This is a genomic window from Sphingopyxis sp. (assembly GCF_035250425.1).
Classification (GTDB): domain Bacteria; phylum Pseudomonadota; class Alphaproteobacteria; order Sphingomonadales; family Sphingomonadaceae; genus Sphingopyxis.
This window is the reverse complement of sequence record NZ_DATFFD010000178.1, coordinates 1-14,855: the sequence shown is the minus strand read 5'-3', so window position 1 is coordinate 14,855 and position 14,855 is coordinate 1. Positions and strand designations below refer to the sequence as shown.

Sequence of the window (14,855 nt, the reverse complement as noted above, 5' to 3'; positions counted from 1 at the left end):
TGGACCGCGCCCTTCGTGATGGCGCCGATCAACACCAAGAATGTCCACCGCACCAATTTCCTGCTCGGCCACAAGTGGGGCGAGGATCTGGTTTACGACGAGATGGTAATGACGACCATCGGCGACGCGGGCAAGGCGATGGACGAAGCGATGGCAAAGGCCAATCCGTTCGGCGAATCGAAGCTGCAGCCCGGCGAGGGACCGAGCAAGGAGGAGCGTGAAAACGGCTTCTACGACATCCTTTTCATCGGCGAATATCCCGACGGCACCACGATACGCGCCTCGGTGCAGGGCGACCGCGATCCCGGCTATGGCTCGACGTCGAAGATGCTCGCCGAAACGGGCATCGCGCTGCTCGCGAACAAGGACAAAGGCGGCGTCTGGACCCCTGGCGCGCTGCTTGGCGATGCGCTGATCGAACGGCTGACGGCCAATGCCGGACTGACCTTCCAGATCGAAGATTAACCCCTCATCCGTTCGTGCCGAACTTGTCGAAGCACCGTCCTTTCCTTGATGTTGCAAGAAGAAAGTGCGGCCCTTCGACAAGCTCAGGGCGAGCGGAGTTTTGACAGTGAACGGCTGATATGAACTCCTCCCCCTCCAGCGCCTTGGACTCCCTCCTCTCAACCCTTCGCGTGGACGGCAATATCGCAACCGCGCATATCGACGAAGGATGGATGCAGGGACGCACCGCCTATGGCGGGATCAGCTCGGCGGTCGCGCTCGCGGGCACGATGGCGCTCCATCCGACCGAAACGCCGCTGCGCTACGCGCAGATCAGCTTCGTCGGCCCCGTCGGCGGCGACTGCACCGTCGAAACGCGCGTGCTGCGGCAATCGAAATCGAGCCTGTTCATCGACGCCGGCGTGTCGAGCGACCAGGGCTTCGGCACCGCCGCGGTCTTCGCCTTTTCAGGCGACCGCAAGAGCCACCTCGACCATGATCGCCTGTCGGTGCCCGGCGCGCCCGATCCCGAGACGCTGGCGCCGGTGCCCGATCATCATGCGCGGCCGAGCTTCACCCGCCATTTCGACATGCGCCCGACCACCGGCCCGCGCTTCGGCTGGAAAAGCGAGGTCGGCGAATATCTGACCTGGGTCCGCTTCGTCGAGGAGCCCGCATGCCATCCCGCGGTCGCGCTGCTCGCGATGGGCGACGCGCTGCCCCCCGCGGCGATGGCGCTGTTCAGCGAGTTCGGCCCGATCAGCTCGATGAACTGGACTGTCAACATGCTGACCGGCGCGCCGACGACCGACGACGGCTGGTGGCTGCTGTCGGCCAAGACGGGCTATGCGCGCCACGGCCTGTCGGTGCAGGACATGATGCTGTGGAACCGCGCCGGCGAGCCGATCCTCAGCGGCAGTCAGGCGATCGCGATCTACGCGTAACCGACGGGGTTTAAGCTACGGGCAGCGCGATCACGGCATCGAGCCCGCCGCCGGAACGATTGCTCAGCGTCAGCACACCGCCCTCACCCTCGGCGATATCGCGCGCGATCGACAGGCCCAGCCCGGCACCGCCGGTCGCGCGGTTGCGCGATTGTTCGCCGCGCGCGAAGGGTTCGATCAGCGTCTTGATCTGTTCGCCGGTCAGGCCGGGGCCGTCATCGGAAACGATAATCCGCGCCAATGCTCCGTCGGTCACAACCGACAGTCGCGCCCGCACGCCATAAGCGATCGCATTGTCGGCAAGATTGCGCAGCGCGCGCTTGAGCAGCATCGGGCGCGCCAGCACGGCGGCGTCGGCCATATCGCCGATTTCGACATCCTTGCCGCGCTCCTGATAATCGGCCGCGAGTTCGCCTATCAATTCGCGTAGCGGAATACGCTCGCGCGCCTCAGTACCCGCACCCGATCGCGCCAGCGCCAAAATATCGCTCAGCATCGCGGTCATTTCCTCGATGCTCGTGATCATCTTGTCGCGCAGCGTCTCGTCCCCGACCTGTTCGACGCGAACGCGGAGGCTGGCGAGCGGAGTGCGCAAATCGTGGCCGACGGCGCCGAGCATCCGGTCCTTGTCCGACAGCATCGCCGAAATTCGGCCGCGATAGGAATTGAACGCGGCGATCAGCTCGCGCACGTCCGATGGCCCCTCTTCCTCGAGCGGCTCGGCATCGCGCAGCGCCGGATTGGCGCGCGCCGCGCGCGTCAGGTCGCGCAGCGGCCGCGCTGCGCGCCACGCGATCAGCATGATCGGAACCAGCAGCAACAGGTAGAGCGACAGCGTCTGCCAGACGAGAAAGCCCTGCAACCGGTTGCCGCCCGCCGCGATCCGCGTGCGCACCGCAAAATAGCGCCCGTCGACCTTCGCGACGACGATGACGGCCCGGTCGGGAAAAGCCGGCCGGCGCAGCCGCTGCCGTTCGCGCGGCGGGAGCTCCCATGCGTCGACCATTGTGGCCGGCACATTGGTCTCGCCGAGCAAGCCTTCCACATAGGCCGCGAGATCCGGCACCCGGACGGCGCCGATGGGCATCGGGGGGAGATGATCGGAGATCACCAGTTTCTGCGCGCGCTCGCGCGCCTCGTGCCGCTCGCGTTCGTTGCGCGGCGGCCTGAAGTCGCCGCGCCGGTCGCGCTCGATCGCATCGATGATCCGCGCGACGGCCATGCCGCCGCCGTGCGCCAGGGTCTGTTGCCGCATCCCGCGCGACAGCAGCACGAAATTGATCGCCTGCGCGACGAACAGCATCACCGCGACCGCAAAGACGAGCTGGCCGACAAGGCTTTTGGGCCACAACCGCAGTTTCACGCCGCCGGACCCATCCGCTTGACCTCGCACGCCAGCGTATAGCCGCCGCCCCACACGGTCTTGACGATCTGCGGGTGCGCGGCGTCGACCTCGATCTTCTTGCGCAACCGGCTGACCAGATTGTCGATCGCGCGGTCGAAGATATCGGCCTCGCGCCCGCGCACCATATCGAGCAGGCGGTCGCGGCTCATCACTTGGCGCGGATGGCGGACCAGCGCATGGAGCAGATGATATTCGCCCGACGACAGCGCGACCTCATTGCCCTCGCCATCGACCAGCACGCGTTCGATTTCGCGCAGCACCCAGTCGCCAAAGGCATAATAGGTGCCGCCCGGATCGAGGGCGCGCCCGCCTTGCTGCGTCCGGCGCAATACGGTGCGGATGCGCGCGACCAGTTCGCGCGGGTTGAAGGGTTTGACGACATAATCGTCGGCGCCGATCTCCAGTCCGATGATCCGTTCGGTATCCTCGGCGCGCGCGGTCAGCAGGATGACAGGGATGCTGCTCGTCTCGCGCAAATGGCGGGTCAGCGACAGGCCGTCCTCGCCGGGCATCATGATGTCGCTGACGACAAGGTCGACGCCCTGCGCGCGCAATACCGATCGCGCCTCGGCGGCGCTCGCGACATCGGTCACCGCAAAGCCCTGCGCGACCAGATATTCAGCCAGCGGTTCGCGGATCGACGGCTCGTCGTCGATCAGCAGGATGCGCGGCGTGTCGCTGTCGGTCATGCGGTTTCCGTCGAAAAATGCTGGTTCGCCCACCGGCCGCGGGGGCCGATGGGCGATAGCTGGCAGGGACCGGCCACAAAGGCAATGCCGGGAGGGGAGGAAGGCCGTACGTTTGCCGCCGCGCCCCCGCCAAATGCTTACTGGTTCGCGGGAGCGGCCGGCGCCGCACCGCGCTTGGCGCGCCATGCGCCGCGCTGGGCCTGACGTTCCTCGGGCGTGACCCGACCGTCCTTGTTCGCATCGGCGGCGTCGAAACGCGCCAGCGCTGCGGTCTGGAACTCGGCCTGGCTGATCGCCTTGTCGCCATCGGTATCGGCCTTGCCCATCATCATGCCGTGGTGGCCGCCGCGCTTGCCGTGACCGCCGCGCATGCCGTGGTGACGCTTGCCTTCGCCGGCTCCACCGGCTTCGGCACGCTTTTCACCGCGTTCGGCACGTTTGGCGGCGCGATCGGCGCCATGCTTGTCCCATTCGGCCTTACTGATGCTGCCATTGCCGTCGGCGTCGAGGCTGGCGAAGCGCTTGGCCTGCCGCTCGGCATGCTGGGCGGCGCGGTCGGTGGCGTCGAGCTTGCCATCCTTGTTCGCATCCATCCTGGCGAACATCTGCGTGGCGCGGGCCTCTGCATCGGCGCGGGTCTGCACGGCATTGCCGTCGGCGCCGGGTGCGGCGAGAACGGGCACGGCCACCAATGCGGCGGCGAGCGTAAAGAGCGAGATTTTCTTGTTCACGTAACGAACTCCTTCATGGGGTCTGTCCGGGTATGAGCCGGATCCCGATGAAGCCGTTCTAGGCGCCGTTTGTCCCAGCGGCGTGCCGGATCGACGGAAAATTGTCGCAAATTGTCGCAAAAACCACCCGCCGTTCATTTCGCGGCAAGCGGCGGGCTCGAACCGGCCAGCCAGAAACAGGCCAGAAACAGGTAAGCCCCGTCGCATTTCTGCGGCGGGGCTCCCTAGGTTCCGTCCGAGGACGGGAACCAGATTCTACCTTCACTTTCGATCTAGTAGATCCACGAAACGCCGCAGGTCCGGCTTGGTTCCCGCGGCGTTCGATTTTTTCCGGCGATCTTCCGCGCCGCGGCCGATCCAGGGACCGGTTCGGAACCGATAGGCTATTGCCTATTCGGCGCGCAGTGCGTTTATGGCGTAACGATCGAGGGAGTTTTCATGTATCTATCGTCTTGGCACCGGCTGCTTGCGGCGGCCGCATTGGGCATCTGCATTCCGGCGCCCGCCTCCGCCCAGCAGGCCGAAACGCCATCCACCCAGGGCGCCGCCTATCTCAACAAGCAGATGACGGCGCTCGCCGAACGCCACGGCGCCGACGGCTGGCGCGTGACGCCCAGCGGGCTGCGCTGGCGCCGGATCGCGGGCGACGGCAGCGGCGCGCACCCTGGCCCGGCCAATAACGTCACCGTCCATTATGTCGGCACCTTTGCCGACGGCCGCGAATTCGACAGCTCGGTCGCCCGCGGCGAACCGGCGACCTTTCCGCTGAACCGCGTGATCGAGGGATGGCAGGAAGGCGTTCAGTTGATGGGCGTCGGCGACAAGGTCGAATTCGCGATCCCCTGGCAGCTCGCCTACGGCCCCGACGGCAAGGGTCCGATCCCTGGCGGCGCGACGCTGCTGTTCACGGTCGAGCTGCTCGGCGTCGAACCGGCCGGATAATCTGTCGGAAGCACCGGCCTCTCACGAGGCGGCGGCGGGACGCGGAGCGCTACCGGCCAAAGCCGGATTGCCGTGTCATCGACGTCTGATTTTGGTGGAGCGGGTAGCGGGAATCGAACCCGCCTAGCTAGCTTGGAAGGCTAGAGCATTACCACTATGCTATACCCGCATTCCCAAGGTCGGCGGCGATTGCCATTTTGCCACCTTTGCGTCAAGCGGTTCGTCAAGCGCGCCATTGAGAACATCATGGCAACATGCTAAAGATGCGCCGTGCAGGACGGCGACGATCATGGACCCGATGGCGGCGCGGACATCCCGGTCCGCAAGATCATCCATGTCGATATGGATGCCTTTTACGCCTCGGTCGAACAGCGCGACGATCCGGCGCTGCGTGGGCTACCGGTCGCGGTCGGTGGGTCGTCGCGGCGCGGGGTCGTCGCCGCCGCCAGCTACGAGGCGCGCAAGTTCGGCGTCCGCTCCGCGATGCCCAGCATCACCGCGAAGCGCCAGTGCCCCGCCCTGATCTTCGTGCCGCCGCGTTTCGAGGTCTATCGCGACATATCGCACCAGATTCGCGCGATCTTCCGCGACTATGCCGACGAGGTCGAGCCGCTGTCGCTCGACGAAGCCTATCTCGACGTCAGCGCCGACAAGGCGGGACTCGGCAGCGCGACCGCCGCGGCAAAGCTGATCCGCCAGCGCATCCGCGCCGAAACCGGCCTCACCGCCTCGGCCGGTGTCTCGTACAACAAGTTCATCGCCAAGCTCGCCTCGGACCAGAACAAGCCCGACGGCATCACGATCATCCCGCCCGGCAAAGGCGCCGCCTTCGTCCAGACGCTCTCGATCCGCCGCTTCCACGGCATCGGCCCGGTGACCGCGGCGAAGATGGAGGGGCTCGGCATCTTTTCGGGCGCCGACCTTGCGGACAAGGATCCGATGTGGCTCGCGACACATTTCGGCAACAGCGCCGAATGGCTCTTCAACCTCGCACGCGGCATCGACCATCGCCGCGTCAAGTCGAACCGGCCGCTGAAATCGCTGGGCGGCGAGCGGACATTTTTCAACGACCTGATCACCGACACCGAAATCCGCGAGGCGCTCGCGCATGTCTGCACCGTCGTCTAGGACCGGGCGGCGAAAAAGGGCGCGCGCGGCCGCACCGTGACGCTCAAGCTCCGCTACGCCGATTTCCGCACGATCACGCGCGCCAAATCGGTCGCTGCGCCGATCCTCGACGGCAATTCGCTGCTCGCCGCAGGCGAAGCGATCCTCGCGCCCCTGCTCCCCACCGAACAGGGCATCCGCCTGCTCGGCGTGACCTTGAGCAAGTTCGAGGGTGAAGAGGATGACGAGGACGGGGTTGAGGCAGCCCCCGCCGACCTGCTCAGCCTGATTTAGTCAGCCACCGCGAAACGCCGTTCCTTGGTCGCCGTAAACCGGATCGACGGATGGCGCTGCGTCACATAGCCGACTTCCCATGCATCCTTCGCCATGAAGACCGGGGCGCCGTCGCGGTCGGTGGCGCTGGCGCCGCGGTGATCGGCCTGGAACGCCTTCAGCGCCGCCGCGTCGTCGCTCGCGATCCAGCGCGCGGTGTCCCACGGCGACTGCTCGAGCTTCGCCTCGACCTTATATTCCGCATCCAACCGGCTGATCAGCACTTCGAGCTGCAACTGGCCGACGACGCCGACGATCATGTTCGACCCGATTTCGGGGTAGAAGACCTGGATGATCCCCTCCTCGGCCATGTCGTCGAGCGCTTTCCTAAGCTGCTTGGTCTTCGTCGGATCGACGAGCGCAACGCGGCGCAGCAGTTCGGGGGCGAAGTTCGGCAGGCCGGTGATCGTGATGTCGGTGCGTTCGGACAGCGTATCGCCGACGCGCAGCGTGCCGTGGTTCGGAATGCCGATGATGTCGCCGGGAAACGCCTCTTCGGCCATTTCGCGGTCCTGCGCGAGGAACAGCATCGGGCGGCTGATCGCGATCGCCTTGCCCGTCCCGCCTTGCATCAGCCGCATCCCGCGCTCGAACTTGCCCGAGCAGAGGCGCATGAAGGCGATGCGGTCGCGGTGCGCGGGGTTCATGTTCGCCTGCACCTTGAACACGAAGCCGGTGACGGCATCGTCGTCCGGCTGTACCGGCGCGGGTTCGGCGGGCTGCGGCTGCGGTCCGGGTGCGTGATTGGCAAGCGCCGACAACAGGTCGACGACGCCGAATTCCTTCAGCGCCGATCCGAAATAGACCGGCGTCAGATCGCCAGCGCGGTAAGCCGCGGCATCGAAGGGCGCATAGCAAGCCGACGCCAGCTCGGTCTCTTCCTTGAGGTGCGCGAGCCCACGCTCCGAAAGCTCCGCCGCGAGCGCCGGATCGTCGAGCCCGGCGACCTTCGCGCGGTGGCCTTCGTACATGCGCGACGCATCGCCGCCCGGCCGCATGATCGCGGGATCGGCGAGGTCGTAGATCCCCTCGAACTGCCCGCCCATGCCCGCGGGCCAGTTCATCGGGCAGACGTCGAGCGCGAGCCGGTCGGCCACCTCGTCGAGCAATTCGAACGGCGGCAGCCCTTCGCGGTCGACCTTGTTGATGAAGGTGATGATCGGCACCGAACGCAGGCGGCACACCTCGAACAGCTTCAGCGTCTGCGGCTCGATGCCCTTCGCGGCGTCGATCACCATCACCGCGCTGTCGACGGCCGTGAGGGTACGATAGGTATCCTCGCTGAAATCCTCGTGCCCCGGCGTGTCGAGCAGGTTGAAAACCAGCCCCGCATGTTCGAAGGTCATCACCGACGAGGTCACCGAAATCCCGCGCTGCTGCTCGATCTTCATCCAGTCGGAACGCGCGCGCCGCGCCTGCCCGCGCGCCTTGACCTCGCCCGCGATATGGATCGCGCCGCCGGCGACGAGCAGTTTCTCGGTCAGCGTCGTTTTACCCGCGTCGGGATGCGAGATGATGGCGAAGGTACGGCGGTCGGGGTGCTTCCGGGTCATGGCGCGGGCGCCTAGCAGGTGGGGCGGGATGTGGAAAGGGGCTGGCGCTCGCGCCGCGGCGGACGCATGATCGGCCGATGCGCACCCTGCTCCCCGTCGCCGCAATGGCCGCCGCCTTGATCGCCGCCCCCGCCGCGGCACAGGATTCCCCCTTTGTTGGCGAATATAGCCTTGCCGAAGGGCCGGATGTCGGCGGCGGCCTGTTGATCCGAAACGACGGCCGTTTCCAATATATGCTCGCCGCCGGCGCGCTCGACGAGCAGGCCGAGGGCCGCTGGGAGACGCGCGGCGAGATGGCCTGCCTGACCACCGATCCCAAGCCGGTGCCGCCCGCGCTGGAGAAAGGCGCGTTGATTGAGGTCGAAGGCACCGTCCCGACGCTGCTCGTCACCTGGCCCAATGGCAAAGGCATTCCCGGCGTCGATTTCACTATCGGTTTCGACAGCGGCGATCCCGTTGAGGACTACACCCAGACCTATGGCTGGACGATGCCCGACGACGACAGGCGCATCCCGCGCTGGATCGAGGTGCGCGAGCCGATCCATGGCATTACCGCGCCGCGCTTTGAACTCACCGAGGCCGATGGCGGCAAGCTGCGTGCGGTCATCGTTCCCAACGATATTGGCGTCGTGAATTTTGAGGGCGCCTGCGCCGAAAAGACCGAACGCGGCGTCACGCTGCACCGCGCCGAGGGCGATATGCGGTTTGTGCGGTTGGGCGGAGAATAGCGGCGACTTTGGAGCGGAGAACTGCCGTTGCCTTCCTTCGTCACTCCGGGCTGGAATCCGGGATCCAGGCGGGCAAGGACCGCATGATCATTCCAAAGTTCAGGAAAGTTCAGCCCTGTGCGGCACCCGATTCTGGATCTGGCGGCATACCGGACGCGCGCGGCATGCCTCGCCGTGGCTGCACCCGCACGCCGGGCAGCGACCGCTTTATCCACCAAATGAAAGAGCCGGGACAAAGGCTGGCACGGCCGGATAATGTAGGAAAGGCTTATTTGACGGCGGCGCCTGCTTTGGGGTGGTGAGCTGCCATCCCCCCATTTTCGTCATTCCCGCGAAAGCGGGAACCCAGGGCTAGGCCAGCCGACGGACGCTCTGGGTTCCCGCTTTCGCGGGAATGACGAACTATTAGAAGCGGGGCGTCCGCTACCAGTCGACCACCGTCGCCCTCCCCGCCCTTCCCTCTTGCACTCCTCCCGCAAATGAGTCACAACTTTACGTGAACGTAAAGGTAAAGCACCCGCGAGAGGATTCTTCCATGACCCTTCCGACCTTCGACACGATCAAGCTCGAACTCGCCGACCATGTCGCGACGATCACGCTCAACCGCCCCGACCGGCTCAATTCGATGCCCCCCGCGATGGCCGACGACATTCGCGAAGCGCTCGATCATCTGCCGGGCCTCGGCGCGCGCGCGTTGCTGATCACGGGCGAAGGCCGCGGTTTCTGTTCGGGCGCCGATCTGGCGGGCGACCGCTCGGCGGGCGGCGCGGTGAGCGGCGGGGCGCGGAGCCGCAACGCGCTGCGCGGCCATTACAACCCGATGCTGCTCGCACTCGCCAACCTCGACATTCCGGTGGTCACCGCGGTCAACGGCCCCGCGGCGGGGGTCGGGTGCAGCTTCGCGCTGTCGGGCGATTTCACGATCGCGGGCAAGAGCGCCTATTTCCTGCAGGCCTTCGTCAACATCGGCCTTGTCCCCGACGGCGGCTCGTCGTGGCTGCTGCCGCGCTTGATTGGCGTACCGCGCGCGCTGCAGATGATGATGCTCGGCGAAAAGATCGGCGGCGAGCAGGCGGCCGACTGGGGCATGATCTATAAATGCGTCGACGATGCCGAGCTGATGACCGAGGCGAAGGCGCTGGCGACCCGCCTCGCGAACGGCCCGACCATCGCGCTCGGCACGATGCGCAAAGTTCTGCGGGATGGCCTGACACAGGATTTCGCGACCACGCTCGACGCCGAAGCCAAGGGCCAGTTCGTCGCGGGCGGCACCGCCGATGCGATGGAAGGCATCATGGCCTTTCAGCAGAAGCGCAAGACCGAGTTCAAGGGGAAGTAGGCGCACTCCTAATTCCGCTCGTGTCGAGCGAAGTCGAGACACCCCTAGAGCTCACTCAAAGCCGAGGGGCATCTCGACTTCGCTCGATGCGAACGGGTTTGTTGAGCTTGTTCTACTCCGCCGCTTCCTCGACCATCACCTTCTTGTAGATGCTCGTGCGCGGATAGGAGCAGAGGCGCATCACCATCGGCTCGAAAAATTCGAGCGGCTCGCTGTCGTAATCGGGGTCGAACGCCGGCGCGTCATATTTTTCGCAGAATTCGGCGCACGCGGCATAATGCGGGCTGTCGCGGAACTGGTCGCGCATGTCGCGGTCGAGGCCGAGATAGTGGAAGAAATAATGCCCCTGAAACACACCATGATGCTGGACGATCCACAGATTTTCTTCTGACAGAAAGGGCTTGAGGATCGCCGCGGCGACGTCGGGGTGGTTGAACGCCCCCAGCGTGTCGCCGATGTCGTGGAGCAGCGCCATCACGACATATTCCTCGTCGCGGCCATCGCGGTGCGCGCGCGTCGCGGTCTGCAGGCAATGTTCGAGCCGGTCGACCGGAAAGCCGCCATAATCGCCGCCGAGCAGCTTCAGATGATCGAGGATGCGCTTGCCATTGTTCGGCGCGAACTCCTTCTGCTCGCGCGCGATAATGTCCCAATCTTCCTGCGTTCCGTCGATCATCGACCGGAAAGTGGCGTGATCGTGCGTCATCTCGTTCATGGCAGCCTCTCCTCTTATGGAGACGAGCCTATCCTATTCGTTGTTATTTGCAACGTTATAGGTTTTGACCTCGGCCTGCGTCAGGCAGCGGCGCGTCGACTTGTCCTCGGCGTTCGCCAGCGCCTTTTGCTGGTACATCACCTCGGTCAAGAGCTTGCGCGACACGCCCATGCGGATCAGGAAATCATTGTCCTCGCTCGCGAGCAGCGCCGCATCCTGTTCGATATCGCCGATCAGCTCCTTGGTCGCATCGGTGCCCATCGCGACGCTCATGTCGATCGATTGACGATCGCCGGTGCGCGTGAACATATGGACGATGAACAGCCCGCCCGGATCGATCACGCGCGGCTGGCCGCCCATGAAGATGAAGTTGCACGCGCTGAAACAGGCCCAGCCCGCCGGGATGCGTGTCGTGAGGCCAAAGTTCGATCGGATGATCCGCCCCGCGGCATTGCCCGCGCGCGCGTCGCCGCCGGGCGAGCGCAGCCAGACTTCGCTGACGTCAGGATTGGCGGCAAGCGCCGCCTTCAACCGGTCGGGCAGCCCCGCATCGATCCGCCCCTCGGCGAGCAGTATCTTGCCGCCCTTTTTGGCAACAGGGGTCAGTTTCATGGTCGCATTCGCCGACCAGTCGGGGGTCAGCGGGCAGGTCGGGTTCGCGGGGTCGATCGCCGGCTTGGCGGCGCCGGCCAGGCACGCGATCAGGCCCGCCGCCGCGGCAACGCGAAACGCTTTATGCCGCGCTTTACGCCGCCAGGACATAGCGCGCCTGGCCCGGTCCCTTGCACATCCGTTTCGAGACGCGCGTTTCCTCGCCCTCGACGATGACGATATCGGTGACGCTCATGCATTGCGAGCCGTCGGCGAGTTGGTTCTTCGCCGCAACGGTCGACGATCCGCTGACATTCGCCCGCGTTTCGCTCGTCCAGTTCGCGGTCGCGCCGACCTCTTCGCCGCGCGTGACCTCCTCGGTCGCCGCCGCGGCTTGCACTTGCTCGGCGGGATCAAGGCGGCAGGCGATCGCATCGGTCAGCGTCCCGCTGACCTCCGAAATCGGCACATAGCTGTAAACGCCGGCCTTGCTCGCCGCGTCGCCGACCGCGTCGTTGATCACATTGCCGAGGATGTTGCGGCCGATGCTGCTGCCCTTCTTGCCCTTGGGACAGCCGCCATTGCCTTCTTCGCTCGGTTGCGGCGCGGGCGTCGTCACCTTGCGAAGCAGGCTTCCGAACTGCGCCTGAGCCGGGGTGACGGCCAGCAAGCAGGCTGCCAACACCGCGGGAGTCGCGAATATTTTCCGTATCATTTGATCCACCTCCGCCGCGCCCGAAACCGGGCTATCCAGCGACCCTCTTATTGGTGGTTCATGCCACCCGCTGTGATTTTCATCAACTCTGCAACTTATGTCATCCAGACAGGTTGAATTAAGGCTGAATATGTCACAGTAACGCCGCCATGCTCTCGCAAAAAACCCGCTATACGATCCGCGCGTTCCAGCATCTTGCCGACCATTGGGGCAAGGGACAGGTGCAGCTCGCGGATATTGCGGAGGCGCAGAACATCCCGCCCAAATTCCTGACCGTGATCCTGTCCGAAATGGCGCGCGAAGGCCTGCTGATTTCGCAGCGCGGGCGCGACGGCGGCTACCAGCTCGCCCTGCCCCCGATCGACATCAGCTATGGCGATCTCGTCCGCCTGACGCGCGGCTCGCTGGCGCTCGTCCCGTGCGCGGCGCGCAACGCGCATGAACATTGCAAGAATTGCCTGCCCGAATCCGAATGCCGGCTGCGCAGCTTGATGTTGAAAGTCCGCGACGACACCGCGTCGATCCTCGACCGCATCACCCTCGCCGACCCGATCGCGCTGGAACCCGTGTTCGAAAAGGACGAGGCGGCCGAATAGACCCGCTCCGCCATCCGCGGCAACCCGGCCGTCGCCGCGATTAGACGGACAATTAACCAATTCACTCCAGACAGCGGCCATGACGGGCAGGATTTACGGTCTGGACGCAATGCGCGGGATAGCCGCTTGGCTAGTCCTTCTGATGCACGCCAGCCAGGCGCTGGCCGGAGCGCATCTCGCCGTCGACTTCTTCTTCATGCTGTCCGGTTTCGTCATGGCGCGGACCTACGAGGATCGCCTTCGCGATAAATCCCTTGGCGTCGTGGCATTTCTGACCAGGCGTTATCGGCGGCTGTGGTTTACGATGGCAGTCGGCGCGTCGCTTGGCTTGGTGTTGCATCTTTACATCATGGGTCCGTCGGCCGGACTCGCGCTGACCTATTTATTCGCCATGTTGCTGATCCCCTACGGCGCGGCGACACCCTATCTTCTCAACAGTCCCGCCTGGTCGATCGCCTATGAGCTCCTCGCCAATGCACTCCACGGCCTTTGGCTGGCAAAGATAGGCGATCGCATGTTGTGGGCGGCGCTTGCCGTCTCCAGCACGGCATTCATGGCGGCATATTCCTACGGCGGTTTTCCGCGCATCCTTCAATATACGTCCGCCGAAACGCAGCTGTTTGTCATATTCCGGGCTATAACGGCCTATATCATTGGCATATTGCTGTCGCGGTTGACGATGAAACGGTCGCTGCCGAAGGTGTCGTTCTGGGCCGGCGCGGTGGCGCTTCCTGCCTATATCGCGCTGGTGACCGTCTATCCGTTCGCTTTCTGGCCGCTGCCCTTCATCTTCGTCGTCGCGCCATTGACGATGCTCGCCGGACTCAACCCGAAGGTGCCGAAGGGTCCCTCGGCCCTGCTCGGTGATATGTCGTTTCCGCTTTACGCGATCCACATGCCGGTCGTGCAGGCCGGATTCTATTTTGGCTGGCCGCGCGAGGCTGCGGTCCTCCTGTCCGTGGTCATGGCTTGCTTGTGGATCATTCGCTTGCCCGAAAGGCGGGCGAACTGCCTGGCGACCTGATCGCGGGTAACCTTCGCCGCTTGCCTTGTTATATCAAGGCGGGAATTTGGAGAAGAAATGGTGGAGCCTAGCGGGATCGAACCGCTGACCTCCTGCATGCCATGCAGGCGCTCTCCCAGCTGAGCTAAGGCCCCGTGCCATTTCGCGGATCGCCCCGGCCAATATTCCTGGCCGCCGCGATCGGGAGGCCGCCTTTACCAGTGCCGGCGACCGATGCAAGGGGCCAAATGCATCATCCGATGCTTTTTTGGCCCCCCGCGAAAAATATCAGGTTTCGACGTCGTCGTCGTCCGCGGTCGCGACGCCCAGATCGTCGTCGCCACCGAGGTCGACGTCATTGTCGGGCGAATCGCTGTCCTCGTCGACATCGACGTCCAGATCCAGATCCTCGTCGACGCCTTCTTCCTTGACGACCTTGCCCGGCTTTTCAACCTGCTCGAACGGCATCGGCTGCTTCGATTTCAGCACCGATTCCGGAATCCAGTTATAACCGCAATTGATGCAGTTGATCGGATCATCCTTGGTCAAATCATAGAATCGGGTTGCGCATTTCGGGCAGCTACGCTTCGTGCCCCATTCAGCCTTGATCATATATGCCTCGTAACCCTTTGGAACAGGATAAAAATATCGGAAGAGCGACGGAAGTTGAATAGCTACCCGTCAAATCGGCGTGCGCCTTGCCAGATTGCAAGGCCGCTGTCAAAAGCCGCTCGCCATGACCGATCAAACCGCCACGCCGCGCAGCTTTTCCGCTTCCGTTCCGCTCAAAGGCAGGATCGCGATTCCGGGGGACAAGAGCATCTCGCACCGCTCGCTGATGCTCTCCGCGCTCGCCGTCGGGGAAAGCCGCGTCACCGGCCTGCTCGAGGGGCATGATGTGCTCGCCACCGCCGCCGCGATGCGCGCGATGGGCGCGACCATCGAGCGTCAGGACGATGGCGAATGGCGCATCCACGGCGTCGGCGTCGGCGGGCTGCTCCAGCCGCGCGAAGCGCTCGA

Annotated in this window: 14 protein-coding genes, 2 tRNA genes and 3 pseudogenes; 9 read left to right on the top strand and 10 right to left on the bottom strand. The window is 64.8% G+C overall.

What is annotated here, in order from left to right; genetic code table 11:
- Window positions 1-465 (top strand): annotated as a pseudogene (locus tag VJ811_RS10770) (saccharopine dehydrogenase); the annotation flags it as partial.
- Window positions 466-635: 170 nt separating this feature from the next.
- Complete coding sequence (locus VJ811_RS10765; protein WP_324072268.1) at window positions 636-1,388, top strand: thioesterase family protein; 753 nt, start codon at window positions 636-638, stop codon at window positions 1,386-1,388.
- Window positions 1,389-1,398: 10 nt separating this feature from the next.
- Here VJ811_RS10765 and VJ811_RS10760 read toward each other — a convergent pair whose 3' ends face one another.
- From VJ811_RS10760 to VJ811_RS10750, 3 genes are all read right to left on the bottom strand, one after another.
- Window positions 1,399-2,751, bottom strand: coding sequence for an ATP-binding protein (locus VJ811_RS10760; RefSeq protein ID WP_324072267.1), 1,353 nt, complete (start codon window positions 2,749-2,751; stop codon window positions 1,399-1,401).
- Window positions 2,748-3,482: a response regulator gene (locus tag VJ811_RS10755; protein ID WP_324072266.1), complete on the bottom strand. Its 735-nt coding sequence runs from the start codon at window positions 3,480-3,482 to the stop codon at window positions 2,748-2,750. Before VJ811_RS10755 ends, VJ811_RS10760 begins: the two co-directional genes overlap by 4 nt.
- Window positions 3,483-3,619: 137 nt before the next feature.
- Window positions 3,620-4,213 (bottom strand): hypothetical protein, encoded by a 594-nt coding sequence (locus VJ811_RS10750; RefSeq protein WP_324072265.1) that lies wholly within the window; start codon window positions 4,211-4,213, stop codon window positions 3,620-3,622.
- 438 nt (window positions 4,214-4,651) lie between these two features.
- On the opposite strand from VJ811_RS10750, the gene VJ811_RS10745 reads away from it, so the two are divergent.
- Window positions 4,652-5,155, top strand: a complete 504-nt coding sequence (locus VJ811_RS10745) for an FKBP-type peptidyl-prolyl cis-trans isomerase (protein ID WP_324072264.1) — start codon at window positions 4,652-4,654, stop codon at window positions 5,153-5,155.
- A gap of 95 nt (window positions 5,156-5,250) precedes the next feature.
- Here the strand turns inward: VJ811_RS10745 and VJ811_RS10740 are convergent.
- Window positions 5,251-5,324 (bottom strand) — tRNA-Gly (locus tag VJ811_RS10740).
- Between the two features lie 101 nt (window positions 5,325-5,425).
- Between VJ811_RS10740 and dinB the strand changes: the two are divergent.
- Window positions 5,426-6,556: pseudogene (gene dinB, locus VJ811_RS10735) on the top strand (DNA polymerase IV).
- On the opposite strand, the gene VJ811_RS10730 reads toward dinB, so the two are convergent.
- A complete protein-coding gene (locus VJ811_RS10730; RefSeq protein ID WP_324072263.1) occupies window positions 6,553-8,148 on the bottom strand; it encodes a peptide chain release factor 3 in 1,596 nt (531 codons plus the stop codon). The pseudogene dinB and the gene VJ811_RS10730 sit on opposite strands and share 4 nt — an antisense overlap.
- Before the next feature lie 77 nt (window positions 8,149-8,225).
- Here VJ811_RS10730 and VJ811_RS10725 point away from each other — a divergent pair, with 77 nt between their 5' ends.
- Together VJ811_RS10725 and VJ811_RS10720 are read left to right on the top strand one after the other, a co-directional pair.
- Window positions 8,226-8,876 carry a hypothetical protein gene (locus VJ811_RS10725; RefSeq protein WP_324072262.1) on the top strand — a complete coding sequence of 217 codons (651 nt, stop codon included), beginning with the start codon at window positions 8,226-8,228 and terminating at the stop codon, window positions 8,874-8,876.
- 535 nt (window positions 8,877-9,411) lie between these two features.
- Window positions 9,412-10,215 (top strand): enoyl-CoA hydratase-related protein, encoded by an 804-nt coding sequence (locus tag VJ811_RS10720; RefSeq protein WP_324072261.1) that lies wholly within the window; start codon window positions 9,412-9,414, stop codon window positions 10,213-10,215.
- A gap of 112 nt (window positions 10,216-10,327) precedes the next feature.
- On the opposite strand, the gene VJ811_RS10715 is transcribed toward VJ811_RS10720, so the two are convergent.
- The 3 genes from VJ811_RS10715 to VJ811_RS10705 are packed head-to-tail and all read right to left on the bottom strand — an operon-like array spanning window position 10,328 to window position 12,236.
- Complete coding sequence (locus VJ811_RS10715; protein ID WP_324072260.1) at window positions 10,328-10,930, bottom strand: HD domain-containing protein; 603 nt, start codon at window positions 10,928-10,930, stop codon at window positions 10,328-10,330.
- 33 nt (window positions 10,931-10,963) lie between these two features.
- Window positions 10,964-11,692, bottom strand: a complete 729-nt coding sequence (locus VJ811_RS10710) for a hypothetical protein (RefSeq protein ID WP_324072259.1) — start codon at window positions 11,690-11,692, stop codon at window positions 10,964-10,966.
- Window positions 11,676-12,236, bottom strand: a complete 561-nt coding sequence (locus VJ811_RS10705) for a hypothetical protein (RefSeq protein ID WP_324072258.1) — start codon at window positions 12,234-12,236, stop codon at window positions 11,676-11,678. Before VJ811_RS10705 ends, VJ811_RS10710 begins: the two co-directional genes overlap by 17 nt.
- A 149-nt stretch (window positions 12,237-12,385) precedes the next feature.
- Here VJ811_RS10705 and VJ811_RS10700 point away from each other — a divergent pair, with 149 nt between their 5' ends.
- Both VJ811_RS10700 and VJ811_RS10695 read left to right on the top strand, forming a co-directional pair.
- The gene (locus VJ811_RS10700) at window positions 12,386-12,832 is read left to right on the top strand and encodes an RrF2 family transcriptional regulator (RefSeq protein WP_056369487.1); all 447 of its coding nucleotides are present in this window, start codon (window positions 12,386-12,388) and stop codon (window positions 12,830-12,832) included.
- 79 nt (window positions 12,833-12,911) lie between these two features.
- The gene (locus VJ811_RS10695) at window positions 12,912-13,856 is read left to right on the top strand and encodes an acyltransferase (RefSeq protein ID WP_324072257.1); all 945 of its coding nucleotides are present in this window, start codon (window positions 12,912-12,914) and stop codon (window positions 13,854-13,856) included.
- A gap of 58 nt (window positions 13,857-13,914) precedes the next feature.
- Here VJ811_RS10695 and VJ811_RS10690 read toward each other — a convergent pair.
- Window positions 13,915-13,990, bottom strand: a tRNA-Ala gene (locus tag VJ811_RS10690).
- 133 nt (window positions 13,991-14,123) lie between these two features.
- Window positions 14,124-14,447, bottom strand: a complete 324-nt coding sequence (locus VJ811_RS10685) for a TIGR02300 family protein (protein ID WP_324072256.1) — start codon at window positions 14,445-14,447, stop codon at window positions 14,124-14,126.
- A gap of 124 nt (window positions 14,448-14,571) precedes the next feature.
- Here VJ811_RS10685 and VJ811_RS10680 point away from each other — a divergent pair.
- Window positions 14,572-14,855: pseudogene (locus VJ811_RS10680) on the top strand (3-phosphoshikimate 1-carboxyvinyltransferase); the annotation flags it as partial.